A 25,002-nucleotide genomic window follows, 5' to 3' on the forward strand; every position below is an offset into this window, starting at 1 on the left:
GTTCGCCAACGGTGACGGGGCTGCCTCGTTCGCCGGCACCGCCGCCCTCGCCAACCAGCAGAGCAATTTTCAAGTCAACATTTCGGCTTTGAACAGCGAAGCCCAAATCGGTGTCGAAGTCGTCGATTCCAATGCAGGCGACCTTCCGGGCAGCACGGTAGCGGTGGACAGCAATCGCGTTGCCGCTGCGGCTTACGGCAACCAGGTGAACCAGAGCCTCGCCCTCGACGCAGCAGTTGTCGACATGCTCTCAGCAGGCGTCGACCTTTCAGGCGGCACGGGGCTGGGTGGCAACAATATCTCCGCAGACGGCAATCTGATCGTCACCAGCCTTCAAACCCAGTACAGCAGCAATGTCTCGGCCGACGAAACCAGCCTGATCCGCATCCTGACCGATGCGGATACGACTGTTGCCAGCACTCTGGCGGTAACGGACAACACGCAGGAAGCGGTTGCTCTCGGCAGCTCCGGATCAAACGGGCTTTCACTTTCCGGCACTACGCTCGGTACCGGCGCAGGCATTGTCAGCGTCCAGACTGTTGATTACGATTCCGCAGTCAGCGCTTCGAGCGGCGGCTTTGCCGCAGTGGAAGCGCTCGACGTTTCCGGCAGCACTCTCGAAGTGAGCGACAACCTGCAACGGGCGATTGCCTATGGCGGTTCGGCAAACAACGCGCTGGCGATCGATGGTGAAACTCTCACTGTCGATGATACGATCAGCCCAGTTGCTTCGATTGTCATTTACGATAGCGGTGCGACGGACGGCTTCGTGCTTGACTCCACGACCCTGCCACAAGTGCTTGCTGCATATGGGCTGCTCAATGTCCAGTCGGTCGGCGCTGGCATCACTGCAACAACGGTGAGTACGGGTGCCATGTCGGTCAATGCCGATAACGTATCCGATGGCGCGAACGTCATCAACGAAAGCAATGCGTTCGTGGCGGCGGCATACGGCACTGACGCAATGAACAGTGCCGCCCTCGACATCGGCACGCTCGATACGTCCGCCGGTGGTTTTGCTTCGGTTGTCAATCTCACCAACGCCCAGACGGCAACGGACGACTCTTCGATTCTGGCCAGGGCCACTGGCGGCGATGTGATCGTGACTACTGTCGATGGTGACGCAACGAATTCAGGCGTAGCCACATCGACCAACACTGTGCAGGTATTGGCCTACGGCAACCGGGTCGGGAACGACGTGACCGTAAGCGGGACCGACATCGACACCGCAGTGTCCGGCACGCCCCGAGGCCAAGCCGCTGTCTCCAGCGATCAACTGGCCATTAGCGATGCATCTTTTGGGCTCAACAACGTGCAGGCAGCGGCAGGCACAATCACCGCCTCCCTGTTGACGGATGACATCACGCCCGCAGCTGCCGGTATTGCGACCTACGTCACTGGCAATGTCGAAGGGGCATCGATCGTCAGCGACGGCAATACGTTGAGCGCAGGCGGCACGGGCAACCGCGCCGACAATCTGATCGACCTGAGCGCCAACACTCTGGCTTCGACCAGCGCATTGAGCAGCTTCCAGGTTTCCGGCGCCAATGTGGTTTCGGAAATCGGGGCTGAAGGGTCTGACGACCAACCCTTCAGTTACACCTACTTCTATAATGGTGGTAGCGCGGGCGCGTGTGATCTCACCAGTTGCGAGCCCGGTTCATTATACATCGCAATCGGTATCACCGGCACTCCATCGGACAATACTCTGACGCCGGATCAGATCGCATACTTGCTCGACAATGGTTGGACGTTTGAGAGCGCTGGACCATATTCCGCTTATCGCCATACGGTTACTAGCGGGTCGGTTCCTCTCAATTGGAATGGCGGGATTTTCTCTGCAGACGCGACTCTGCCCGGAACTCCCAACGATGGTGGCGTAGTCGTCTCGATCGGGGAAGACCTGACAGCATCCACCGTTTCGGTGGACGATAACGCCATCGCCGGTTCCGTCACGGGCAATAATGCAGCCAACCGCCTGACAGCATCAGGTACGACCATTGATGATGGCAGCGGCTTCAGCGGAGCGTCAGCGCAAGTCATTTTTCCGAACACGGTGGCTATCACCGCAGATCATAGCCTGACGAACCGGCAAGTCGTGAATGTAGGGGGCGACCTGCAAAGCGATGTCTATGGCGCTTTTGTCATCGATATGGCCGATTCTGCAGATATCGATGGATCGACCCTGACAGTTGACGGCAATACTCAAAGCTCGCGCGCTGTTGCAAACACGGCGACCAACAACCTCGATCTGTCAGCGAATGAGCTGTCTGCCGGATCCGCGCTGGCGTCATTCCAGACCAGCTATGGGACGGTCACTGCCTTCTCCGATCTCGATGTCATCGCTCCTGCAGCCATGCTCAATTCGAGTGTCAGCATATCGGACAATACCAATCTCGCGGTTGGCGTGGTCAACAATGCCACCAACACCGGCTCGGTTTCCGCAACGAATATCGACCCGGTGGATGGGACAGCCTCAAATGCCGACCTTTATACCAACAGCCTCGGTTTCTACGCCAATGCCGACCATGGTATGCTGAATGTGCAATTTTCCTACTATGCAGTAAGCGCTGACGCATCGACGCAGCTGTACAATGACGATTACCGGTCGACGAATACTGACAGCAGCGAAAACAGCTCGATGACGATGACCGGCAACAGCACTGCGGCCGAAGCCACATCCAATCGTTCCGCAAATACGCTGTCAGTCGATGCGGCCTCCAGTCTCGGTGCGAGTGCCGGCATCCAGAACGCGCAGGCACACAACTCGGGTAGCGTCGTCGCCACGGCCACCACCTCGGCCAGCCTGACCCTGCAGGGCGACTTCACCAGCCCGACTGCGGCGCTCAATGGCGGGAGCGCCCTGCTGGGCAGCAATTCCACCAGCGCACTGGCCCGTGGCAACGCAGCCAGTAATGCCCTGAACTATTCGGCAGGCGCCGACTATGGTTCTGCACCTGCTGGTCCGGCACAGGTTTCCTCGACTGCCGGCTTCGGCAATGCCTCCTCCAGAGCGCAGGCAAGCGTACTGAACATCCAGTACAGCTCGTCCCCGGTCACCGCCTCGAGCACCGATGCCAGCTATCTCGTAGCCTTGAACGGGACGACCGGAAACGCAGCCACCAGTGCCACTGTCGGGGTGATCGGCAACAGCGTTTCGGCCGCAGGTTACGGCAACACTGCCTCCAATGCGGTTGCAGTGGCCGCGCTCAACACCGGAATGCCCACTGCTGCCATCGGCAGCCGCCAGATCAACGCCAGCGCAGTGAACGCTGCCGTAACGACGGTCAGCTTCGGCATTACGTCAGGTGTAGGTGCAGTTGCCGGCAGCGCATTGTCGGTGACAGGCAACCAGACCACGGCGACCGCCGCCGGCAACAACGTCGCGTCCGCGATTACGCCCGGCCTGTAATCGATCGTAAGCAACACGGATGGGGCGGGGAAAGGCTAACCTTTCCCCGCCCTTCCTTTTTCGTTACCCCAAACAGCACAGGCTGCGACACGCCCGTCCCACTGACCCACATGCAATCGCAACCTTTGCGCTATTTTCAGGGCGTCACGATTTCGCCAGTCCGCCATAAATTGCGCGGGTAGCTTGCCGTCGCTGGTAAGCAAGTAGATCCTCCCCCAATCTCAAGATGAAAAATCTTCTGGGTGGAGGAGAGGTACGATGGAATCGCGGCTTACCCATGAGTGGGCACATTTCTGCGAGCAGCTGGCCGAAGCGGGGGCGGTCCTTTCGCGACCGGATGCACCGGACACGCCGATCGACCAGGCTGAAGGACTGCGCTATCTCACACGTCTGACCCGCGCTTCGTTCGAGTCCATCATTGAAGGCGGAGATCCCGACTTCCCGAGATTCTACCGTCTGACCAGCGACACTCTCAAGATCGGCGGCGACAATCCGGACAATCTCTATCTCAATGCGACAATCAGCGGCAGCCGCGAATACCTTATCTGCGGCAATCGCGGCTCCGTTTCCTATCTAAGCTTCGGAACGAAAGCGAACCGCTTTGCGATAGACGGGCGAATGGCCTCCACCGGAGAGCTGGAAGATTCCGCCATGCACATCGAAGAAGACGGCAGTTTCGAAATAGTGGTGAGCGAGGTCGAACGCGGTCGCAACTGGCTCCCCATGAAATCCGACACATCCATGTTGCTGGTGCGGCAGACATTTCTCGACCGCGAGACCGAGACGCCTGCGGATATTCACATCGAATGCCTCAATGGTCCGCCTTTGCCGAGCCCTCTCAGCCCGGAGCGGGCCCACATGGCGCTAACCACCGCCGGAGCATTCGTTACCCAGACAGCGAAGGCGTTTGCCGGCTGGGCTGAAATGTTCATGGCCAGGCCGAACGAACTGCTCCCCTGGGATCAGACGATATTCCAGAATGTCGGTGGAGATCCCAATATCCACTATCTGCACGGTTATTGGCAGCTGAAACCCGGGGAAGTCTGGGTGATCGAAACCGAAGTGCCCGATTGCCGGTTCTGGAATTTCGTTTTGCAGAACTGGTGGATGGAATCAGCCGATTACACCAATATTCCCAATGCCTATGTCAACAAGCATACGGCCAAAATTGAAGACAACGGGATGCTTCGGATCGTTGTTGCACCAACGGACCCGGGAACAGGCAACTGGATCGACACAACTGGCCACACCAGCGGCACTGCCCTGCTGCGCTGGATCAGTGCCGATCATCACCCTGTGCCACGTTGCCGGGTGATGCGATCCGATGAACTGTGATTGGCAGCAGGCAGGGAAACCCGCCTACAGGAGCCCGCGTTGGAACTGTCTGTAAGCGCTCGGCGTCAATCCGGTCAGCCGCCGGAATGCCGTGGTAAATCCCGCCGGACGTGAAAAGCGCAGTTCCCTGGCGATCTCTGCAATCGAAAGAGTCTCATCCCGCAGCAATGCCCGCGCCCGATCAGCACGAAGCGTCGCAATATACTCGGCAAGAGACCTGTCCATGCTTTGCCGGAAGGCGCGCATGAGATGCCGCGTGCTGATACCGCACAGGGTGGCAAGGTCGCTTATCCTGCAATCCCAATGACCGGCGAGCAAGTATTCGTCGATCCTGCGCAGTTGCCACGGAGCCAGACCGCCGGATCGGACCTCATGCCCTCCTTTGGCCAGGAAACCCGCCAGTTCCCCACCCAGATAAATGCCCAGCCCCTCAATGACAGCTCCCGATGCGAAGCCCGGTTCCATCAGTTCGGAAACCATTCTCAGCAAGGCCGAACGGACGGACCCATTCCGTATGTTCAGGCATCTCTCGAGCCTTACTGCCTGGTCAAATGCCTCCATGTCGTAGCGTATCGGCATGTTGCAGGTCAGCAGGCGCCGCGGGGGAACCGCATCCGCTCGCACGTGGATCGGCGTATGCGGGGGAATGAAGACGATATTTCCCATCGAAACATGCAGTTCCGTGTCAGCTTTCAGGCCCGCCACGAAGCACCCCCGCGATGGATTATGCTGCGGAGAAATGAGAAAGCTCAACGCCATGCAGTCGCGGACGAAAGTCCGATCTATACCCTCTGCCGCAGGATGATCGGCAAGCACGACCTCCGTGTCACCGGCACTCAGCTCCCCGATAATTTCCCAACCGTGGCTGGCGAGATCCATCTTTCCCATATACGCCAAATTATCTCCCCAGCGCCATTATAAGGCAAGCGCCAGTTGATTGTTCGGCAAGTGCGTGGTCAAGGCCAGACCAACGAGGTTTCCGCCTGCGACCGGGAGCAGATATTTGCTGCGCCCAAAAAACACCGCAGTCAGAGGAAGCCGGAAAAGACAAATATAGGGACAGGGTTATGCGGAAATCTTCCATATTCATGGGCTTCATGCTGTCGAGCGCGGCATTCACTCCCCAGATCGTCTGGGCGCAGAATGGCACAGACGCCGACGAAATCACGCGGAACGATGCCAATGTCATCATCGTGACGGCCGAGCGCAGAAGCCAGAATCTGCAGGACGTTCCCATTTCGATCAGCGCATTCACTGACGAACAGCTCGACACCAAGCGCATCACGGGTATCGCAGACCTTCAGGGGGCCGTGCCCAATGTCCAGTTCACCCCGTTCCCGAACGTCGCGACCAGCCAACGCATCTTCATCCGCGGCATCGGCAACGTTAACGACCAGATCACTCAGGACCCGAGCGTGGCCGTCTATGTCGACGGGATCTACACCGCTCGCATTCAGGGCCAGGCAACCGATGTCGCCGATCTGGAGCGTGTGGAGGTGCTGCGCGGTCCGCAAGGTTCGCTCTATGGCCGTAATGCCACGGGCGGAGCTATCAACTTTGTCACAAAGGCCCCGCAATTCGGAGAATTTTCAGGCAGCCTGAGGGCCTCCGCCGGCAATGACGATCTGTTCGAAGCACGCGGTTCCCTGAATATTCCGGTGGGCGATACACTCGCGCTCCAGCTCGGCTACATGCATTCGCAGAAGGATGGCTACGTCAAGAATCTCGGCACCGGGTCCAAGCGGTTCGGGGATCGTCGCCGAGACGCCTATCGCTTTGCCATGCGGTGGGAACCCGTGGATGGGCTGGACATCCGCTACAGTTACGACCGCAGCGAAGTCGGGGATACCGCCCCATATGCACTGACGCCCGTTCCCCTGTATCCCGGCAAGGCCAAACGCCCCACGGAATCCTCCCCCTATGTCCGTGATCTCGAACGCAATGACATCACTGCACAAGGGCACTCATTGATCATCGCATATGACGTTTCGGATGCGGTACAGATCAAGTCGCTGACCGGCTATCGCAAGATGAACGTGCAATATAACCAGAACTTCGCCCCCGGCGTGTTCGGCCCCTTCCCCGCCAACAGAAGCCAGTTCTTTCAGTCGCAGGACCAGTTTTCCTAGGAACTGCAACTGATCGGAAGCGCTGCCGATGGACAGATCGAATACGTTACTGGCCTGTATTACTTTGAAGAATCGGCAAAAAATTATGACACGTCGCGGATATTCAATTTCAATTTCACCGACCCCGACCTCAATTTCAACGAACGGTTCGTAACGGCAAAGAACCAGGCCTATGCCGCTTACGCTCAAGCCACTTACAGCCCGGATTCACTCGATCGGCGGCTGCACATCACGGTTGGGGCACGTTATTCGCACGACAAACGCCAGGGCAGCTATCAACGCAACATAACCCAGGCGTCCGGTGCGCAGATCATCGGGCCGTTCGGCGAAGGCACGCTGAAATCGCACGATTTCAGCCCATCGCTGACTCTCGCCTACGAAGTGACACCGCGGATCAATGTCTATGGCAAAGTCGTCAAAGGCTACAAGACCGGCGGTTTCAATGTGAACGCCTCTTCATTGGAGAAGTTCATCGACGGCTTCGGACCTGAAGATGTCATTTCCTATGAAGTGGGCTTCAAATCGGAACTGTTCGACCGCACACTGAGATTCAATGCCGCCGCTTTCTGGATGGATTACAAGGACATCCAGGTAGGCGTTGCCGATCCGGTCAATCCCATCCTGGTCGACATCATCAATGCCGGGAAATCGCGGATCCGCGGCCTCGAAGTCGATCTCACCGCCTATCCGGCCCCTGGCCTGACGCTGGCAGTGAACTACGGCTATCTTGATGCGAAATTCACGAAAGTCCTGAACGCAAATGACGTGGACATTTCCGGCAGCTTCCCATTTGTGCAAGCTCCTGAGCACACCCTGTCCGCCAGTGCAGACTACGAGATCGCGCAGACCACGGTTGGTACATTGAGCGCAAATGTCAGCTATTCCTACGTTGACAAGCAGTTCAGCCAGACCGGGGACGCAAGCTATATCATACCGTCCTATGGCCTGCTGGATGCCCGGCTGACTCTGGCGGAGATTCCGTTCCTCGACAACGAACTGAAAATGTCGCTGTGGGGCAAGAATCTGACCGACAAGGAGTATTACATCAATCACGGCAACTTCTTCGTTCCTGGCGCTCAGTTTGGTTCCCCACGCAGCTATGGGGTCGACCTGACCTTCGATTTCTAGCATTGGATCAATCGAAAGATCCGGAAACTGGCAACTCCATCGGCTTGATCATGGCGATGGAGAACCGGAAGCATGGGATCGCAATGCAGCAATCAACGGCATGATGGAGAGGCCAGTGACCATTTGTGAGATCGGGAACGCATGACGGCGGAAGCAACTGGCGATGAGCGCCTGACCCGCCGGCATGTCGTCATTCTGGTCCTGCTGGCCAGCATCGTCATGTTCGAAGGCTTCGACATCAGTGCGACCAGCGTTGTCCTGCCCTATCTCAGCGCGGAGTTCGGTACACCGACGGAACGGCTGGGCGATGCCCTGGCCGTGATCGCTCTCGGCTCGATGGGGGCCTGGATATTGCTACGCCTGGCAGACCGCTTTGGCCGGCGCCCTATGCTGCTGCTGGCGGCGGCAGGCTTTTCCCTTGGCTCGCTGATAACAGTCCTGTCGACGGGGGTTGCATCTTACACCGGCATCCAGTTCGTCACGCGGGCCCTGCTCGTCAGTCAGGTTGCCCTGGCGTACATGGTTGCCAGCGAAACACTGCCTCCGAAGCTGCGCGGACGGGCAAATGGCCTGCTCGGGGCGATGGGCAGTTTCGGTTCGGCCTTGCCGTTCATCGCAATTGGTCCCGCGCTGGAGACGGCGCTCAGTTGGCGCCTGCTGTTCGTTATTGGCGCGGCCCCTCTCCTGCTGATGCCGTTGCTATTCCTGTACTTGCGGGAAACCCCCGTCTGGCTCGCGGCACGCGCACGTGGCCTGCCCCGGCCATCGGCACTGGACGAACTGAAGCAACTGGTTGCACCTGGCGTACGCCGCTCCTTCATTGCGATGAGTCTGTTCTGGCTCATTGTCAATTTCGCGAGTTCCACCGGCGGTCTGTTCTTCACGCTATACGTCGTGCAGGAACGCGGCTGGCCCGCAAGCGACTTCGCCCATATCGCCCCGTTCGGGCTGGTGGGCGCATTCGTTGGCTATCTGGGGGCAGGATTGCTGTCCGATGCCATTGGTCGCCGATGGACCGTGTGCATCTTCATGGCGTTGCTCGGCGCGCTGACGATGACCTGTTATGCATCCACCGACTGGTATGCGATTGCCGCATCTTTCATCGGTCTGCAGGCCATGCTCGGTGTCTGGGTGATTGCCTATACTCTCAACAGCGAACTGTTCCCGACGGAACTGCGCGGGGCGGCAAATGGCTGGTGCAACAATCTGATCGGTCGCTGGGGCGTGGTTTTCGCCCCGGCGATAGTCGGCAATCTCAGCAGCAAGGTGGGGGGCATCGGCCCCGCCGCATCACTGCTGGCCGCAGTGGCGTGGCTTGCGATTCCGCTGGTCCTGTTCATGATTCCGGAAACGCGGGGGCGCGATCTGGATCGCCAGGCCGCCACCTGACGGGATACGAGGCCAATCACCACCCCATCCCCCCTTTCCAAGGGGGGATGGGGTGGCCATGAAGTCTCGATTGTCAGACCTTGACGATACGGCAGGCCGGCACCGGATGCTCATCCGCTTCGATCCAGCGCCACAGGCCGGTCCCCTGGCGATGCCCGGCAAGATCCACCCAGTTGCCATAGCCGGGATCTTTATCCGCGCAGACCAGAATCACGCTGCCATCATCCTCGTACTTCGCCTGCGAGTTATTCAGCCACACCTTCTGGTGCACATGATCGAGCGATTCCATCCACCAGTTGTCGACCTGGAAATTCCACATCCGGCAGTTTTTCGGCGGAGTGACTTCGATCACCAGAGCTTCGTCAGGAGCCAGATCGAAATAGATATGGCCATACCAGATCTTGGGATCGCCTCCGGCCTTGTAGAAGACTGATTGATCCCCGTCGTAAATGCGATTGGGCTGGCTCTTGAACCATTCCGACCAGTCCGCGAATGTATTCGCCGTGCCGCGCACCCACGCCGCCGCGCCTTCAAGCTGGCCCTTGATCGCCTCAGGCGTCAACAGTGCCGGCGCAGCCGGCCCATCCCCGATCCGCTCGATATGAAATTCGGCAGGGATCTGGGTCTTCTTGTCATCGAATGTCTGGCGGATGATGAGGAAGGTCGAATCCTGGTCCATCGGCAACCAGTTGCCCGGATGCTCCTGCGCACTGACAATAATCTCGAAGGTTCCGTCCGGGCCCAGTTCCACATCCGCAAATTCGATTTCCCCGGTAGAGCTCATCGTGCCATCGACTGCATAGCGGTTGGCCTTCGTCCCAAGGCTGAGATAGGGCACCGTTCCACGCTTGCCCCAGATGCGATATTCGCGATCGCCACGTACGACGACCTGCTGGTAGATGTTGTCCGGATTGTCGGCACCGATCTTGATCTTGTCGTCGGTGAGCTGAAAAATCCGTGGAAAATCGGGATCACCGGAATCCACCAGCATATTGAGCGCAGTGCGTGTCAGGCGGCTGAGGTAACGCAGCCCTTCTGCCTGGTCGAGCAGCGTTGTTGGGGTTTCCGGTCGCGCAAGCACTTCCCCGGCTTCCGCCAGCCGGGCACAGAAATCACTCCATACGTCGCGCAATTGTTCGGTCATTCTTCCTCTCCATCAAGCATCTCGCCGCCCATGCAGGACCGCATCAGGCACAGACAAGAGCCCCTCATACGATTGTGGCGGTCTTGCGAAATTTTGACAGCATCTTTCATTTTGCACGCCGTCCGATTCATTCAGGCGATCACGACCGAGACAGCATGCGCGCTCTTCAGCATGAAAATCCGACCTCGTCAGACCGAGCGGCGTTGCAATAACCAGTCCACCGCCGCAGCAAGGTCATCGGCAACTGCGTCCGGAGGAAGTCCGGCATCCCGTTCGGCTCCCTCCCGGTATTTACCCGTCCGTACGAGGACTCCCGACAGGCCGCACTTCATCGCGCCAATCACATCGGATTCCACATCATCTCCAATCATTACGGCCGCACCAGCAGGACAAGCCATGCTGGCAAGCGCGGATTCGAAGAAGTTTGGGGCAGGCTTGCCGAGCACTATCGGTTCCCGGCGACTTGCGAAGGCCAATGCCGCGACGAATGGCCCGGCGTCGAGGCTGAGCTCGCCATCGACATCGCGAAAGCTCCGGTTATTCGCCAGGGCGAGAAACGCCGCACCGCGATCAAGTGCACGAAATGCGGCATTGAGCGCCGCGTAGGAGAAACCTTCGCCAGCATCGCCAACAATCACAGCTTCTCTGTCGCCGGACGGGAGCCCGGCAAAGTCTTCTTCCAGAGAAGGGTGAATCAACAGGTGTGGGGCCAACCCCTCCTCTTCGATCAGGCGCCTTGCGGCCAAAGCCGGGGTAAAGAGCTCTTCTGCGGCCACGTCCACACCGATGTCCCGCAGCTTGCGCAGCAGTACCCGGTGCGGACTGCGGGTGGAATTGGTCAGAAAGCGGATGGCAATGCCTGCATCGCGTAATCGACCTATGGCATCGACCGCACCCGGCAGTGGCCGATCACCGATGTAGACTACGCCACCGATATCGAGCAGCACGCCCTCTAGCTGCATGCGCCAAGTCCCATGTTTGCGTGAAACGACGACATTCTAAAACAAGGCTTGCCCGATCGCAAAGCGCCAAACGAAATATGCAAATACCCACCCTCGCCGGGGGGCAGCGCCTGAATCACCAGGCGGGGCGCGCAGCCATCACCATATCCACGGTGCGGTCGGCATATTTGCGCAACCTGTCGGCGGACAATCTGCCGTTGGGCATTTCATGGAGATGATATCCGCTGATTGCCGCAACCACCATCCGCGCGACGCCCTGCGCATCCTCCACCCGCGTGCCATCCGACCTCCCCGCAGCAGCCAGATCGGCGGCAATGACCTCGACCATATGGCCATAACCTATGTCGGAAACCGTTTTGGCCAGTTCCGGAAAACGATGCCTGACAGATAGCAGTACGCGCTGAAACATCAGGATATCAGGCCGCATCAAGGCGTCAGCCAAAGTGCGGGCATAGTGACGAAGCCGCTGGCCTATATCGTCGTGTGCGGGATCGGTTCGCTTGCCCCCTTCCGTCGACCATTCGGCGATTGCATCGTGAACAACGGCGGCGAACAGTTCTTCTTTCGAAGAATGGCGAGCATAGAGCGTGCCCTTCGAAATACCCACGGCACTTGCCACCTGCTCCATCGAAACCGGATCAAAGCCTTCCGCCAGAAACAGTTCGCGAGCCGTCTGGAGGATCACACGATCAATTGCGCTGGCCCGCGCGGCGCTGGGTCGACCACGCTTGGGTTCCAATATGACGGAAGTTGCAGCCATGCCTTCTTTCTACAGAGCTGTGATTCAAGGGCAATAGAAGGGCCAGGCCCGGCGTATCATGCCCAGAGGCACATTTCCGGCTCACACATACCGTTGCACCTGCACATTCGAAACCTGAGATCAGGGCGCGAATAATCAGTTCTTGAAACTTGGGCGAATGAATGTGAGTGCATACTAACTAAAAACAACTGCCAGATTCGGGATGCCTTATGACCACCACCAAGAGACTGATGGATTCCTTGAACACTCTCCCCCTCAGCAACAGCCCGGAACTTGCTGCTGCGCTGGCAGAGGCCAACGAACCCACTTTGCTGGCCGCATATGTCCACCTGTCGCACGATACCGATCTGCTTGAGCGCTTCGCTCCTCACATAAAGCCTGCTTTTTCGGGGCTTCCAACCGTCATCCCGGGGGAACTGACCAAAGAACTGCGCGGCAAGATGCATCACCTGCTCACCACAGGCGAAGGGCTCCACAAGGACATGCCCGCCGATGATCTGATCCAGCAGATCATGTCGGTCACCGTCGGTGAGAAGGTCGAGGACGAATTCGTCGATCTCGTCTTCGATCAATGCGGATTCCGCCCGTGGATCGACCGCTCCAGAATAGAAGGCCGGGTTCAGCCGCCAGCCGATTTCAAGGTACTCGTGATCGGGGCCGGCCTTACCGGGATGGAAGCCGCGATGAAGCTCCGCGAGGCTGGCTATGACCACGTGGTGATCGAAAAGAACCCCGAAGTCGGCGGTACATGGTGGGAAAATCGCTATCCTGGCGTAGGCGTCGATACCCCCAGTCACTTCTACAGCTTCAGTTGGGAAATCTGGCCGGACTGGAGCACATATCACCCGTCGGGCTCCGACATGCTGCGTTACATGCTGGAAGTGGCCGACAAGTACAACTTGCGGGAAAAAATGCGCTTCAACACCACCGTTGAAACGCTGGTATATGATGAAAAGGCCGGCACCTGGACGGTGACCGTACGCAATCAGGACGGTTCGACCGAGGATATCGTCGCCAACGCAGTCATCAATGGGCACGGCCCGGTCAATCGCTTCCGGTGGCCGGATATTCCGGGCTTGCAGGATTTCAAAGGGCCTGTCGTCCATACCGCTGCGTGGCCCAAGGATCTGGACGTTTCCGGAAAACGAGTGGCCGTCATCGGCACCGGAGCGAGCTCCGCCCAGCTTGTCGGCGCGATCGCACCGCAGGTCGCGGATATGAAGGTTTACCAGCGCACCAAGCACTGGGTGATCCATAACCGCGAAGTCGCCGACGATGTGACCGATGGCATGAAGTGGGCCCTGGTCAACATTCCGACATTCCTCGAATGGTTCCGTTTTCGCGTCTATTGGAATGCAGCGGACGGGCTGTTCGAAAACGTCCTGAGAGACCCTGCCTATGCAGGAAACGATCTGGCGGTTTCGGCATCCAATGAGGCGATCCGGCAGTTCGCGCTAAGCCATATTCAAGCCAAGTTTGCCGGGCGACCGGACCTGATCGAGAAATTAACCCCGGATTTCCCGATCTTTTCCAAGCGCATCATACTCGACAATGGCTGGCTCGACGCGCTCCTGAACGATAATGTTCATCTCGAAACGAATGGGGTCGCCCGTATTCTTCCGAATGGCGTGGAAGGCAAGAATGGCGATTTCTACGAATGCGACATCATCGTTTGCGCCACCGGGTTCGAGGTTGCCCGGATGATCGGCAACCTGACTATCAAGGGAATTGGCGGCCGCGACCTTGGCGAAGAATGGGGCGAAGAAGATCCACGTTCCTACATGGGCATGGTCATGCCGGGCTATCCGAACCTGTTCTGGACTGTCGGGCCCAACAGCGCACCCAATCATGCCGCTGGTCAGAATCTCATTTCGGAATGCCAGGTGAACTGGATCATCGAAGCCCTGGACCGTGTAATCGAAGCTGGCGCGAAGTCATTCGAAGTGAAGCAGGAAACCTTCGACGCATGGAACCGTAAAGTCGAAGAACGCATGCCGCAGATGATCTGGTCCCATCCCAAAGCCAACAGCTACTACAACAATTCCAAGGGACGAGTCTTTCTGTCCTGGCCATGGCGGCTGGTCGATTTCTACGTCGAAACCCGCAAGCCAGAGGAAGGCAGCTATACCTTGCACAGCTAAGGTTGCCCGAACGGGAGCGGATTCCCGACCTGTTCGAAAGCAGGTGTGGCCACCCACAATCCAGCGGGTGGCCACTATTAAGTGCATTCCGTGTCAGCTGCTGAAGTGCGCCTTCAGAAATTGCGCCGCGTCGTTGAGAACGTCTCGTGCGCCGGGGAGGAACCCCACCCATGAGGCAAACCCGTGGACCATGCCCGGATAACGCTTGGCGATCACTTCCACACCTTCCTCAGCCAGACGGGCTGCAAACGCCTCTGCATCGTCGCGCGATGGGTCGCACTCCGCAGTGGCAACGAAGCACGGAGGAAACCCTGCCAGTGTTTCAGCCAAAACAGGCGATGCCTGGGGATCGACCTTTTGTGTGCCAGGGTCCGCGAGATATTGTTCCCAGAACCAGGCAACGTCATCCTGTGTCAGGATCGGGCCCTGCGCGAATTCGCGTGAGGAGGCCGTTTCCGCGAAGGGGTAAGTGCATGGCCCGTAAATGTCGATGACAGCCCGGAGTGCCGGCCCGTCATGATCCCGGGCGCGCAAGGCGGCGGCACAGGCAAGATTGCCACCCGCGCTATCGCCCGCCAGAGCGATGCGCGACACATCGCCGCCCAGTTCGCCTCCGTTTTCCGCCACCCATTCCAGAGCCGCATAGGTATCGTCCGGGGCGGCCGGAAAGGGATGTTCAGGCGCCAGTCGATAATCGACGGAGATGAGCAACGTACCGGCCCAGGCACAAAGCGCGCGGGCGATCATATCCTGTGTATCGAGGTCTCCGACCACATAACCACCACCATGCATATAGAGTGTAACCGGGAAAGGCCCCTGCCCTAACGGCGTGTAAATGCGGATTGGCAAAGCACCGCCCGGCCCCGGTATCGTCCGATCTTCCACCACTGACACTATCGCATCTTGCGCCGGAGGAATGGCAATGGAACTATCACGGACAGATTGACGCAGTGTATCGAGCGGAACATTGCGAACGCCCGGCCATGGCGGCGCGGCGCCAAGCATGGCATCTATTTGAGGATCGATCGGCATGCTGGAACGGGCCCCTCTCAAAGTTAGCTGGCGGTATAAACGATACCTTCCGAATGCTCGGAGAGGCGTTCAACCATATAAATAAGTGTTTACCCACTTTCATAGGTTGATTAGATTTTCAGTCAATCGGCGACAAGGAGACAACAACATGAGAGCGATGGTCCTGGATGATTTCGGCGGCCCGGAAGTGCTGCATATGGCGGAGATAGAGCGGCCTGCGGCAAGTCCTGGCAATGTCATCGTGCAGGTCGCCTATGCCGCCGTGAATCCTGCCGACTGGAAAGCGCGCGAAGGCTGGCTCTCGCGCTACTTTCAATACACGTTCCCGTTTGTCGTCGGGTTCGATTCTGCCGGCGTGATTGCGGAAGTGGGCGAAGGGGTCGAAGGCCTGGCGGTCGGCGATCGCGTCGTCACACCCGGCAACCAGGGTTTGGGCGAGCGCGGATCATACGCGGAATTCGTACGAGCCGACGCCGAACGTGTGGTGAAGTTGCCCGATCATGTAAGTCTCAGCGATGCAGCCACCCTGCCCACTGCGGGAATGACCGCATGGGAAGCGACTTTCGACGTCGGGCAGGCGGCTCCGGGCAAGACTGTCGTTGTGAACGGCGGCGCGGGAGGCACTGGCAGCTTTGCCATTCAACTTGCCAAAATGGCCGGAGCCAGCGTGGCCACAACCTGCAGCGCGCATAACTTCGACTATGTAACCAGGCTGGGTGCCGATCATCCGATCGATTACAGGCAGGGCAACGTTTACGACAGCATCCGGGAATGGGCCCCTAATGGGGTAGATCTGGTAGTGGACACTGTCGGTCAGGGCACGTTCGTCGATGTCGTGGATGTCATGAAGCGGGGCGGCATCGTGGCACCGATCGGAACACTGATCCCTGATGAACCTGCAATCGACCCGGCCCGTGCCGCCGCCGCTGGCGTCAGCGTGATTCCAACCATCTCACAATTCCCCAATCAACCACGGCAATTGCGTGCTCTGGTCGATGCGCTTGCCGCAGGTAAAATCAGCGTCCCCGATCAAACTGTGATGCCTCTCGCAGAAGCTGCGGAGGCCCATCGCCTTGTGCAAGCGGGGCATGTGCGCGGGAAGATACTTCTCGTCGTTGACGAGAGCTTGGGACAATGACAGCTCGGCTATCTGGTTCGACGTTCTAAAGGTGGCTGAAAACCCAACGAAGGCCCGCTTGCCTCACCGGTTCATTAGCGTATGCTCAGATATCCGGATAACCGGAAAAAAGCTCGCCTTGGGCCCGCATCACCCATTTGGGTTATGCGCGGGTAAAACGGCGGGGATAGTGTGCCCGAGTCAATAGCGGCCACCGGGCCAGGGAGAGCACTGCATGAAATTCTCGATTATTTACGAAGCGCAGATGGTTGATACCTCGCGCGAAAACGAACAGGCTGTTTTTCAGCAGATCGTCGAGCAGGCGAAACTCGCTGAAGAAATGGATTTCGACTGCATCTGGTGCGTCGAACACACTGCCCTGACCCAGTACGCGCACATGTCGGCGCCGGAAACCGTTCTGGCGTTTATCGCCGGTGCGACCAGCCGCATTCACGTTGGCCATGGCGTCGTCTGCCTGCCGCCTGCGATGAATCACCCCGTCAAGGTCGCTGAACGCATCGCCACGCTCGACATCCTTTCAAAGGGACGTCTGCATTTCGGCGTCGGCAAGGGCGGTACGCAGCAGGAAGCCGGGACGTTCGGCTACAACCTGGATGAACTCCAGCCGATGATCGACGAAAGCATGTACCTGATCCCCAAGATCATGGTGCAGGACGAAATCGAACACGAAGGCACCTACATCCAGATCCCGAAGCGTCCGATCCATCCCAAGCCCTATCAGGATCCGCATCCGCCGATGTACATGGCCTGCACCCGGGAACACACGCTGGTGGCCGCCGGTTCGCGCGGCATCGGCGCTCTCGTACTTGGCTTCTCGGGCCCGGATGAAATCGCGAAGAAGAATGCGATCTATCGTGACGCTTTCCGCAATCGCAAGGCAGAAGACCAGGTCGGTTTCCGCCCGACCGAGCACCTCGCCGCACTGTGCGCCGCCACGGTCCTGGACGATCGCGAAACTGCCCGCAAGATCGGCCTGCGCGGCCAGCGCTTCTTCGCGGAATCGATCGCCTACTGGTATCAGGGCGGCCCGAAGCCGACGATCGACGAAAACATGACGGCCGAGGAACAGGAAGCCATCCTCGAGAAGGAAAAGCAGCAGACGGTTGCCTATCTTTCCGAAGAAGCCATTCCCGTCGGCGATCACCACCTGTCGAACTACAATATTGCACAGGACGCCTACGGTACACCGGAAGATTGCATCCGCTACGTTCAGCGCCTGATCGACGCTGGAGCCGACGAAATCCTGTTCATGTTCCAGATGGGTGGCATTCCGCATGACGTGATCATGGAAACGATCCGCAACATCGGCGAGAAGGTCATCCCGCATTTCCGTGGCGAAAAGGCTGCGGAAAAGCAGGCTGAAATCGCCGGGGCTAGCTGAATCCAGAAAAATGCGCTTATGGGTTGGGGATGGATGTCCGTGTCGATCCCCAATTCTCTGAATTACTGATTTGCCTTTACGGCGAGTTGGATGGCGAGCGGCCTTGGGATGCTTTTCTCGAGACGCTCGCCAAATGGCTTGAAGCGTCATACGCTACGCTGATCATTACCGCACCAGGGACCCGGCTTCCGGGCACTTTCATCACACCCGGTGCCAATCCGCGCTACAGCGAAAGCTACATGGAATCGTTCTTTGCCGACGATCCCTTCCGGGATCTTCCCGAAGGCAAGGTGACGACCTTCAGCGAATTCATCAATCAACAGGCTGCGGAAGACTACGCGGCTTACCGCGACTATCTCGCTCTGGCGGCCGGAGAGCAGGTGCTGGCGGTCGATCTTCGTTTCGATGGCCGGTTCGAAGCCCGTTTCCGAGTGACCAGGGACAAGGCCCTGCCCGACTTTACCGGACAGGAACGATCTGCATTGCAGGCGCTTATCCCACATTTGCGCATCGCGGTGACGCTGTTCGAGAAACTGCAACTCGCCGGGGCCGAGCATGGCGTGTTTCAGAGCGCAACCGAAGGTCTTGGCCTTGCGCTGCTTGTCCTCGACCGTAACTACCGTATTGTCAGCAGCAATGCGCTGGCAGAGCGCTTTCTGGACGAAGGTGAAGGGCTCAAGCGCTCCGGCGAGCGTCTCACCATCGAGGCTGCCGAACCACGAAAAACAATCGACCGGCTGCTGGCCGAACCCGAAAAGCAGGACAAGGTCACCCGCTTTCGCGTCGAGCGGCCGGAGCGCGGCGACCTGATCGCCACTGCGCGGACACTCGACCTCCCCGCTATTCACTCAGGCACGGGTGCACTGGCGCTGTTTCTCGCCCTTCCCGGCGAAGAATCCCCGCTGGAACCAGAGACAGTCCGGGAATTGTTTGGACTGACCATGGCCGAGGCCCGGCTTGCAGTCATCCTGGGCCAGGGCGTGTCATTGGTTGAAGCGGCCAAACGCCTTGGCATCACTCATAACACAGCCAAGACGCAGTTGCGGGCAATCTTTGCCAAGACGGGCGCCCATCGCCAATCACAACTCGTCGGCATTCTTGCCTCTGCGGGGGCCTAGGTCGGGCAAGTTCCAAAGTGAGTGAACCGATTTACTTGTAAGTAGGAATCTGCTCACTCCAACCCTGAAAAAGCATTGCTAATCCTTGTACTCCGGAATGCACGTTGCATTGACTTAAGTTCGCTTTGAAATAAGTGAGTGCCGATGACCCGCAAGCGAATTTCCGGTCCTGAGCGCCGCGCGCTGATCCTGGCGGCAGCAAGACGTGTCTTTTCACTGCACGGGTACGATGGCGCAAAGACCCTGCAAATCGCCCGGGAAGCCAAGGTTTCAGAAGCCTTGGTCTACAGGCATTTCCCTTCAAAGCTCGCCCTATACCGCGCGGTCATGCAGCAAGTGTTCAGCGAGCAGGACAACCAGCTCGAGATACTCGGCATACAGGAGGCGAGCGCGGCCGGTCTGGTGAGAAGCCTCAAGAGTTACTTTTGTACGGTCGTTGCCGAAACGGAAGGCGATGTCCAACAACGTTTCCGCATGATGCTGACAAGCCTTTCAGGCGATGGGAACTATGCCAGCCAACTCTACCGACGATCGCAGAGGCTCAACAACAAGGCAGTCAACGAAGCCCACAGAAACGCCCGCGAAGCAGGTGACCTTACGGGCAAGCCGCTCAACATCGCCAATACCGCAATGTTCATAGAACATGTCGGCACCATGATCTGCGCGATCCGAGCGCTGGATCCTGGCTCCCGGCCATATGAATCCGACGGGCACGATCTGGTGATGGACGCAGTGTGGTTTTGCTGCCGTGGCATCGGCCTGACAGACGAAGCTATTGCCCGCTATATTGACGAATAGACCTGACCCTCAGTCGAAGACTGGGCCTATCGCAAGGCACGTCGGCGCTGCCCGGAAAATCCGGACTCTCCGCCAGAAGAGCCCGGACATATTCCCAAAACGATCTGACTGAACGCTGCTGCTAAGCCTGAAGCGTGTAGTCTTCCATCATCGGTGCGAGCATCGCTTCTGTAAAAGCATCGTAACTCCACGGCCAGCTTGCCGGCACGCCCGTCGCATCCAAGTACCAACTCGCACAACCGGAGCCGAAAATGGTTGTCTTCGCAGCCGCAATTCGCCGCTCTTCATAATTATCGTGCGCGGCTGTGCTGGGCGCAATCGCCTTTGCCTCACCCTTGCGCAGAAGATCGATCAGTTGATCGATATATTCCCATTGCCGCTCGGCAATGTCGATCAACGAGAAATTCCCGACCGGGCCAGTCGGACCATTCAGCATGAAGAAATTGGGAAAGCCGGGAATGGTGACGGCGTAATATGCAGTGGGCCGCACCGCCCATGCCTCATCGAGCGAACGCCCCCCCTGCCCCAGCACCGTTGTGGGGCGGATGAAGCGATCAGCTTCAAATCCCGTGGCGAGCACCAGCGTATCGAGTTCGTGGAAGGTGCCGTCCTGCATCCGAATGCCCTTGGGCTCGACCTGCGCGATACCGCCAGTTTCCACATAAACAGCCGGGTGCTGGACTTCGTCGTAATAGCACCAGGAATAGATCAACCGCTTGCAGGCCGCCCGATAATCCGGCGTCAATTTCGCCTTCAGTTCCGGATCTGTAATCTTCATATCGAGATATTGCTGACAGACTTCCTCGATCTGTTTGATTTCAGGGCCCTCAATATCCATTATCGCATTCGTAAAACGGCGCACATTGCCAATATATTCGTCACTGTAACGAATCGCGTCCATCAAGGACGGGTCCTTCCGGAATGCTTCGCGTTCCTCGTCCGAATACTCGAACTGCTGCACCGGCATGATCCACTGCGGCGATCGCTGGAAATGAACCAGCCGTTCGACCCGCTTGTTGATCGCAGTAACGATCTGGATGCCGGTGGATCCGCAGCCAATCAGCCCGACCCGCGCGCCATCAATCGGTGCCTCATCATCCCAACGAGCGGTATGGAAGGCAGGACCTTCAAAAGTTTCAAGGCCCGGAATCGCCGGTATCTTGGGGTGGTGAAGCACGCCGGAGGCGGCAATAACGACGTCCGCCTCGATCTGCTCGCCTGTGCCAAGCCCCAGCTTCCAGTATGACCCGGCTTCATCCCAGACAACAGAGACCACCTCCTGACCGAAACGAATGTAGGGCATGATACCATACTTCTCCGCGACCATCTCGAAATACGTCTCGATCTCATCCCCGGTGGCATAGTTCGCCTTCCACTCGGGGTAGGGTTCAAAGCTGTAGGTATAGGCATGTGCCGGTACGTCGCAGGTCAGGCCAGGGTACCGGTTTTCCCGCCAGGTCCCGCCCAGACGATTGGCTTTTTCATATATGGTGAAGTCCTCGCCACGCTCTTTCAGCTTTATGCCTGCAAGGATGCCCGCCATTCCCGCGCCCACGATCGCGTATCGCAACTGGCGTCCTGTACCATTGTCTACTGAAGGCATTTTTCGATCCTCATCCCTTTCGTTGTTCGGTGATGCACGAATTTGCATGGTCGCAAATCGCGTGCATCACCCGTTGGGGTTAGGAACGGTAATATGATGAAATTTCCGGCCTGAATTGGCCTTCACTTCATGATTGCGCCACCATCTACGTGGATCACCTGCCCGTTGACCCAGCGGCCATCCTCGGACAACAGCAGAGCCACCATCGCGGCGATATCCTCTACCTTTCCGACACGAGGAGCGGGCGTCGCACGGGAAAATTCTTCCAGAACCTCCTTCGGCACCTGCCCTCCGGCAATCATTTCGGGAGTCATCACGAAACCCGGGGCCACACAGTTTGAAGTGATGCTTTCACGACCCCAACGGCTCGCGATATGCCGCATCAATGCGTTCAACCCGCTTTTTGAAGTGGCGTAGGACGGGCGAACCGGCTCACCCGCGTCGCCCGCATCCGACGTCGTGAAGATCAACGCCCCGCCGCCATTTGCAAGCAGGTGGGGCAAAGCCTCTTTCGCACAGCGCAGGTGCCCACGGAGGTTTACGTCGATCGTCCGGTCGAACACCGCCATGTCGATATCGATCGCGTTGCTGTCTTCGAATATCACTCTCAGATCGGCCGCGTTGATGTGGGCACCGTCCAGCCGTCCAAGACGCGCCACCGCCTCATCAAAAGCCGCCTTGACGGAATCTGCGTCGGTTATGTCGACAGTCACTGCAAAGGCACTGCCACCGTGCGACAGGACCTGCTCCGCCACGCCGCGGGCCGCATCGCCATTGATGTCGGCCACGCAGACTTTGGCGCCTTCCGACGCGAGACGCTTGACCGTTGCCGCGCCGATACCGGTCCCGGCACCAACGACGATAAAACACTTTCCTTCCAGGCGTTCACTCATTCCCTATCTCCACATTTCAGCCCTCTGCTAACTCGCACATTCTCCGGGCGCAAGGGCCGATTCATACTATCCTACGAAAATCATTGGATTTTATTGATTGCTTGCAAGAGCCACCGCAGTATCGAGGACCATATCCGCGATAGGCGACAGGGACCGGCCCGCATGGGAAACCACCACGAGTTCGATGGCCTCGGGAAAGCCGGCGAACCTGATTGGCAGAGTAGTCAGAATATCCGGCGATCTGGTCACTATCGCCCCAGATGCCAACCACACCGTGTCGGAATGAGCTGTCAATTCCAACAGCACGCCACAATCGTCACATACTGTAGAGATATGGTGATCGCGCAGCCACGGCATGCCGTTATCCTCACCTTCCTTGGGAAAATCGGTCGCGATACAGGCAATCGGAAAAGCCTTGAGCTGATCTGACTCGACAGTTCCACGTCCTGCCAGAGGATGTCCCTGGCGAGCGATGAAGTTCATCGGCAGTTCTGCGAACTGCTGGATATCCAGTCCATCCACATCCTGCAGCGCGAGCCGCGCGCAGATGAAGAACTCTATGGAATCGGATGCAAGTTGGTTCAGAAGCTCTGAAACCGCCCCAACCGGCGCGGTCGCGGACACCCCGGGATGATCGCGCGCAAGAGTGCCGAGTATGTCCGCGAGCCATAGCATCGCAGGTAAAGGTGCGAAGCCGAATCGGACTTCTCCTCCGGTCTTTTGGGCAAGCGACTGGGCATTACGGCGTAGCGTTGTCGCTTCGCGCAGCACACTGCGCGCGTCCTTCAGCAATTGCGCGCCGACATGAGTGGGCTTTGTCCCGCTCCTGCTCCGATCCAGCAGAACAAGACCAAGTTCTTCTTCCAGCATGCGAATGCTGTGGCTTAAGCCCGATTGGGTGACATGCAGCAGCTTGGCCGCCCGCACGAAGCTCCCTTGCTCAACAAGAGTCACGAAATGTTCGAGGCGGCGCAAATTCATAAGTGAATATTATTCATACATGTGCGTAAATCAATTCATTTTCTTGATGGCCTACCGCATGATATTCCCGCATCAGAACAAGATGAGAGGATGTCGTTCATGGGCTACGGTTCATATGGGCAATTTTACCTGCTTTTTGGCCTGGGCGTTCTCGCCGTCGAAGTAATCGCTGGGCGACATCGCGACATCTACACGCGCTCCGACTGGCTGGTGAACTTGCTTTGCGGCGCACTCGGCATGGCAATCGTGCGCCCCATCCTCTCGATCGGTCTCGCATTTCTCTTCGTGACACTGCTGCCCGGCGAACAGGGCATGTTCGCAGATGCCCCCTTCTGGCTCGTGTTCCTCGTCACCCTGCTCGTGACGGAATTCCTGTTTTACTGGGTACACCGATGGGCACACGAAGGACGCAACAAGCCGGGGCGGGACTGGCTCTGGCGGCTCCACCGTACGCATCATTCCGGCAAATACATGAACCTCATGCTGATGATCCGGATCAACCCCTTCTGGGCTATTCTGCAACCACAAACCTGGACGACCGCCTTTGCCCTTTACGCTGGCCAGCCCATTGCCGCAGCGCTCGTCGCGCTGACCACTTATGCATGGAACGTCATTACCCACAGCAACTTCCGCTGGGATGACAGCGTCCGCCGGGCACCTGTAATCGGCCGGTTGTTTTATGCAGCCGAACACATCTTCGTCTCGCCGGGAGTGCACCATACCCATCACGGATACGGCAAGGATGGAGCGAACTATCGCAACTTCGGAGTCGTTTTCTCCATCTTCGACACGATGTTCGGGACCCTCCACATCCCCCAAGGGCGTCCCTGGCGTTATGGCGTTCCGGGCGCCGATGCGCATTGGACAGAGGAAGTCTTCTATCCGTTCGTTCGCCATTCCCCCAAGAAGGGTTAAGTCGACAGGTCAGGCCCCACTGCGCTCCATCTCTCCATGCAGGAAGTGATGGAGTTGCGCCGCCATGGTTTCGATCCCCGCCCGGGGATCGTCCTGCCACTTCCGAACGCCGAGGTAGTAACAGGCACGATCAAGCTGGCTCAATATCAACCCTGTTCTCATCCGTGCATCACCATCGTCCCGCAAGTGTGCAAGGCGCGGTTCGCCGTCTGCCAACAGGTCGATCAGGACATCCTGATAGCCCGCTGTCTTTCCGTAGATCTCCTGATCCAGCAATGCCGCCTGCGCCAGAATAACGCAGACCGCTTCATTTTCGCGATAGAAGCGCACCATGCCCGTACACCAGTCGGTCAACTCCGCGAGAGTCTTGCCCTGCAAGCGTGCAAGATTTGCGAAATGCGGTTGCCAGAGCGGAGCGAAACGGTCGGCAATTTCTTCGATCAGCGCCTGCATCGAATTGAAATGGGCGTAGAAAGATGCCCGGCTCACACAGGCCTCTTTCAAGACATCCGCCACGACGCATGCCGCATAACCCTTGCGCGTAAAAACACGGACAGCCCCTTCGACCAGCCGGTCGCGAGTTGCTTCGCGCTGCGCGGCCTGAAGCGCATTGCCACGCCCCCCTGCCGGTTCCCTGAACGCCTTTTGCATTGCCATTGCATCGCCCATACAAACTGTATAGTCACCAACCGAATCCGGCGGCAAGGCCCTGCGGTAAAAATGCCCGGCCCCCACGGAAGAGC

The 25,002-nt window shown here is 58.2% G+C and carries 20 protein-coding genes; 11 read left to right on the forward strand and 9 right to left on the reverse strand.

Annotated features, from left to right (window positions below; all coding sequences use genetic code 11):
• On the forward strand, positions 1-3,412 hold a 3,412-nt coding region (locus MB02_RS17860), incomplete at its 5' end, for a beta strand repeat-containing protein (protein ID WP_067540007.1).
• A 258-nt stretch (positions 3,413-3,670) separates the two neighbouring features.
• Positions 3,671-4,747, forward strand: a complete 1,077-nt coding sequence (locus MB02_RS15790) for a DUF1214 domain-containing protein (protein ID WP_067540009.1) — start codon at positions 3,671-3,673, stop codon at positions 4,745-4,747.
• A 24-nt stretch (positions 4,748-4,771) separates the two neighbouring features.
• Here MB02_RS15790 and MB02_RS15795 read toward each other — a convergent pair whose 3' ends face one another.
• Positions 4,772-5,635, reverse strand: a complete 864-nt coding sequence (locus MB02_RS15795) for a helix-turn-helix transcriptional regulator (RefSeq protein ID WP_067540012.1) — start codon at positions 5,633-5,635, stop codon at positions 4,772-4,774.
• A gap of 179 nt (positions 5,636-5,814) precedes the next feature.
• On the opposite strand from MB02_RS15795, the gene MB02_RS17740 reads away from it, so the two are divergent.
• From MB02_RS17740 to MB02_RS15805, 3 genes are all read left to right on the forward strand, one after another.
• Positions 5,815-6,876: a TonB-dependent receptor gene (locus MB02_RS17740; RefSeq protein ID WP_156495554.1), complete on the forward strand. Its 1,062-nt coding sequence runs from the start codon at positions 5,815-5,817 to the stop codon at positions 6,874-6,876.
• A gap of 54 nt (positions 6,877-6,930) precedes the next feature.
• Positions 6,931-8,004, forward strand: a complete 1,074-nt coding sequence (locus tag MB02_RS17745) for a TonB-dependent receptor (protein ID WP_268872982.1) — start codon at positions 6,931-6,933, stop codon at positions 8,002-8,004.
• Positions 8,005-8,145: 141 nt separating this feature from the next.
• Positions 8,146-9,393, forward strand: a complete 1,248-nt coding sequence (locus tag MB02_RS15805; protein ID WP_067540016.1) for an MFS transporter — start codon at positions 8,146-8,148, stop codon at positions 9,391-9,393.
• A gap of 73 nt (positions 9,394-9,466) precedes the next feature.
• Here MB02_RS15805 and MB02_RS15810 read toward each other — a convergent pair whose 3' ends face one another.
• From MB02_RS15810 to MB02_RS15820, 3 genes are all read right to left on the reverse strand, one after another.
• On the reverse strand, positions 9,467-10,537 hold the full coding sequence (locus MB02_RS15810) for a DUF1214 domain-containing protein (protein WP_067540019.1): 1,071 nt from the start codon (positions 10,535-10,537) through the stop codon (positions 9,467-9,469).
• 188 nt (positions 10,538-10,725) lie between these two features.
• Positions 10,726-11,499 carry a TIGR01458 family HAD-type hydrolase gene (locus MB02_RS15815; protein WP_067540022.1) on the reverse strand — a complete coding sequence of 258 codons (774 nt, stop codon included), beginning with the start codon at positions 11,497-11,499 and terminating at the stop codon, positions 10,726-10,728.
• A 115-nt stretch (positions 11,500-11,614) separates the two neighbouring features.
• Positions 11,615-12,259, reverse strand: coding sequence for a TetR/AcrR family transcriptional regulator (locus tag MB02_RS15820; RefSeq protein WP_067540025.1), 645 nt, complete (start codon positions 12,257-12,259; stop codon positions 11,615-11,617).
• Between the two features lie 209 nt (positions 12,260-12,468).
• On the opposite strand from MB02_RS15820, the gene MB02_RS15825 reads away from it, so the two are divergent.
• On the forward strand, positions 12,469-14,400 hold the full coding sequence (locus MB02_RS15825; protein ID WP_156495556.1) for a flavin-containing monooxygenase: 1,932 nt from the start codon (positions 12,469-12,471) through the stop codon (positions 14,398-14,400).
• A gap of 93 nt (positions 14,401-14,493) precedes the next feature.
• Here MB02_RS15825 and MB02_RS15830 read toward each other — a convergent pair whose 3' ends face one another.
• The gene (locus MB02_RS15830) at positions 14,494-15,432 is read right to left on the reverse strand and encodes an alpha/beta hydrolase (protein ID WP_067540032.1); all 939 of its coding nucleotides are present in this window, start codon (positions 15,430-15,432) and stop codon (positions 14,494-14,496) included.
• Positions 15,433-15,580: 148 nt separating this feature from the next.
• Between MB02_RS15830 and MB02_RS15835 the strand changes: the two genes are divergently transcribed.
• The 4 genes from MB02_RS15835 to MB02_RS15850 all read left to right on the forward strand — a co-directional run bounded on the left by MB02_RS15835 (position 15,581) and on the right by MB02_RS15850 (position 19,867).
• The gene (locus MB02_RS15835; RefSeq protein ID WP_067540035.1) at positions 15,581-16,570 is read left to right on the forward strand and encodes a quinone oxidoreductase family protein; all 990 of its coding nucleotides are present in this window, start codon (positions 15,581-15,583) and stop codon (positions 16,568-16,570) included.
• A gap of 214 nt (positions 16,571-16,784) precedes the next feature.
• The gene (locus tag MB02_RS15840; protein WP_067540038.1) at positions 16,785-17,951 is read left to right on the forward strand and encodes an LLM class flavin-dependent oxidoreductase; all 1,167 of its coding nucleotides are present in this window, start codon (positions 16,785-16,787) and stop codon (positions 17,949-17,951) included.
• Positions 17,952-17,980: 29 nt separating this feature from the next.
• Entirely contained in the window at positions 17,981-19,069 is a 1,089-nt protein-coding gene (locus tag MB02_RS15845) for a helix-turn-helix transcriptional regulator (RefSeq protein ID WP_067540042.1), read from the forward strand.
• Between the two features lie 144 nt (positions 19,070-19,213).
• On the forward strand, positions 19,214-19,867 hold the full coding sequence (locus tag MB02_RS15850; protein WP_067540045.1) for a TetR/AcrR family transcriptional regulator: 654 nt from the start codon (positions 19,214-19,216) through the stop codon (positions 19,865-19,867).
• A gap of 121 nt (positions 19,868-19,988) precedes the next feature.
• Here MB02_RS15850 and MB02_RS15855 read toward each other — a convergent pair whose 3' ends face one another.
• The 3 genes from MB02_RS15855 to MB02_RS15865 all read right to left on the reverse strand — a co-directional run bounded on the left by MB02_RS15855 (position 19,989) and on the right by MB02_RS15865 (position 23,344).
• Complete coding sequence (locus MB02_RS15855; protein ID WP_067540147.1) at positions 19,989-21,470, reverse strand: flavin-containing monooxygenase; 1,482 nt, start codon at positions 21,468-21,470, stop codon at positions 19,989-19,991.
• Between the two features lie 122 nt (positions 21,471-21,592).
• Entirely contained in the window at positions 21,593-22,363 is a 771-nt protein-coding gene (locus MB02_RS15860; protein ID WP_067540049.1) for an SDR family NAD(P)-dependent oxidoreductase, read from the reverse strand.
• A 90-nt stretch (positions 22,364-22,453) separates the two neighbouring features.
• Positions 22,454-23,344 carry a LysR family transcriptional regulator gene (locus MB02_RS15865; RefSeq protein ID WP_067540052.1) on the reverse strand — a complete coding sequence of 297 codons (891 nt, stop codon included), beginning with the start codon at positions 23,342-23,344 and terminating at the stop codon, positions 22,454-22,456.
• Between the two features lie 99 nt (positions 23,345-23,443).
• Here MB02_RS15865 and MB02_RS15870 point away from each other — a divergent pair, with 99 nt between their 5' ends.
• Positions 23,444-24,259 (forward strand): sterol desaturase family protein, encoded by an 816-nt coding sequence (locus MB02_RS15870; protein WP_170304766.1) that lies wholly within the window; start codon positions 23,444-23,446, stop codon positions 24,257-24,259.
• A gap of 9 nt (positions 24,260-24,268) precedes the next feature.
• On the opposite strand, the gene MB02_RS15875 is transcribed toward MB02_RS15870, so the two are convergent.
• The gene (locus MB02_RS15875; RefSeq protein WP_170304767.1) at positions 24,269-24,916 is read right to left on the reverse strand and encodes a TetR/AcrR family transcriptional regulator; all 648 of its coding nucleotides are present in this window, start codon (positions 24,914-24,916) and stop codon (positions 24,269-24,271) included.
• Positions 24,917-25,002 lie beyond the last annotated feature (86 nt).

Origin of the sequence: Croceicoccus estronivorus, from assembly GCF_001625325.1 — a bacterium.
In the GTDB taxonomy this organism is placed as follows: domain Bacteria; phylum Pseudomonadota; class Alphaproteobacteria; order Sphingomonadales; family Sphingomonadaceae; genus Caenibius; species Caenibius estronivorus.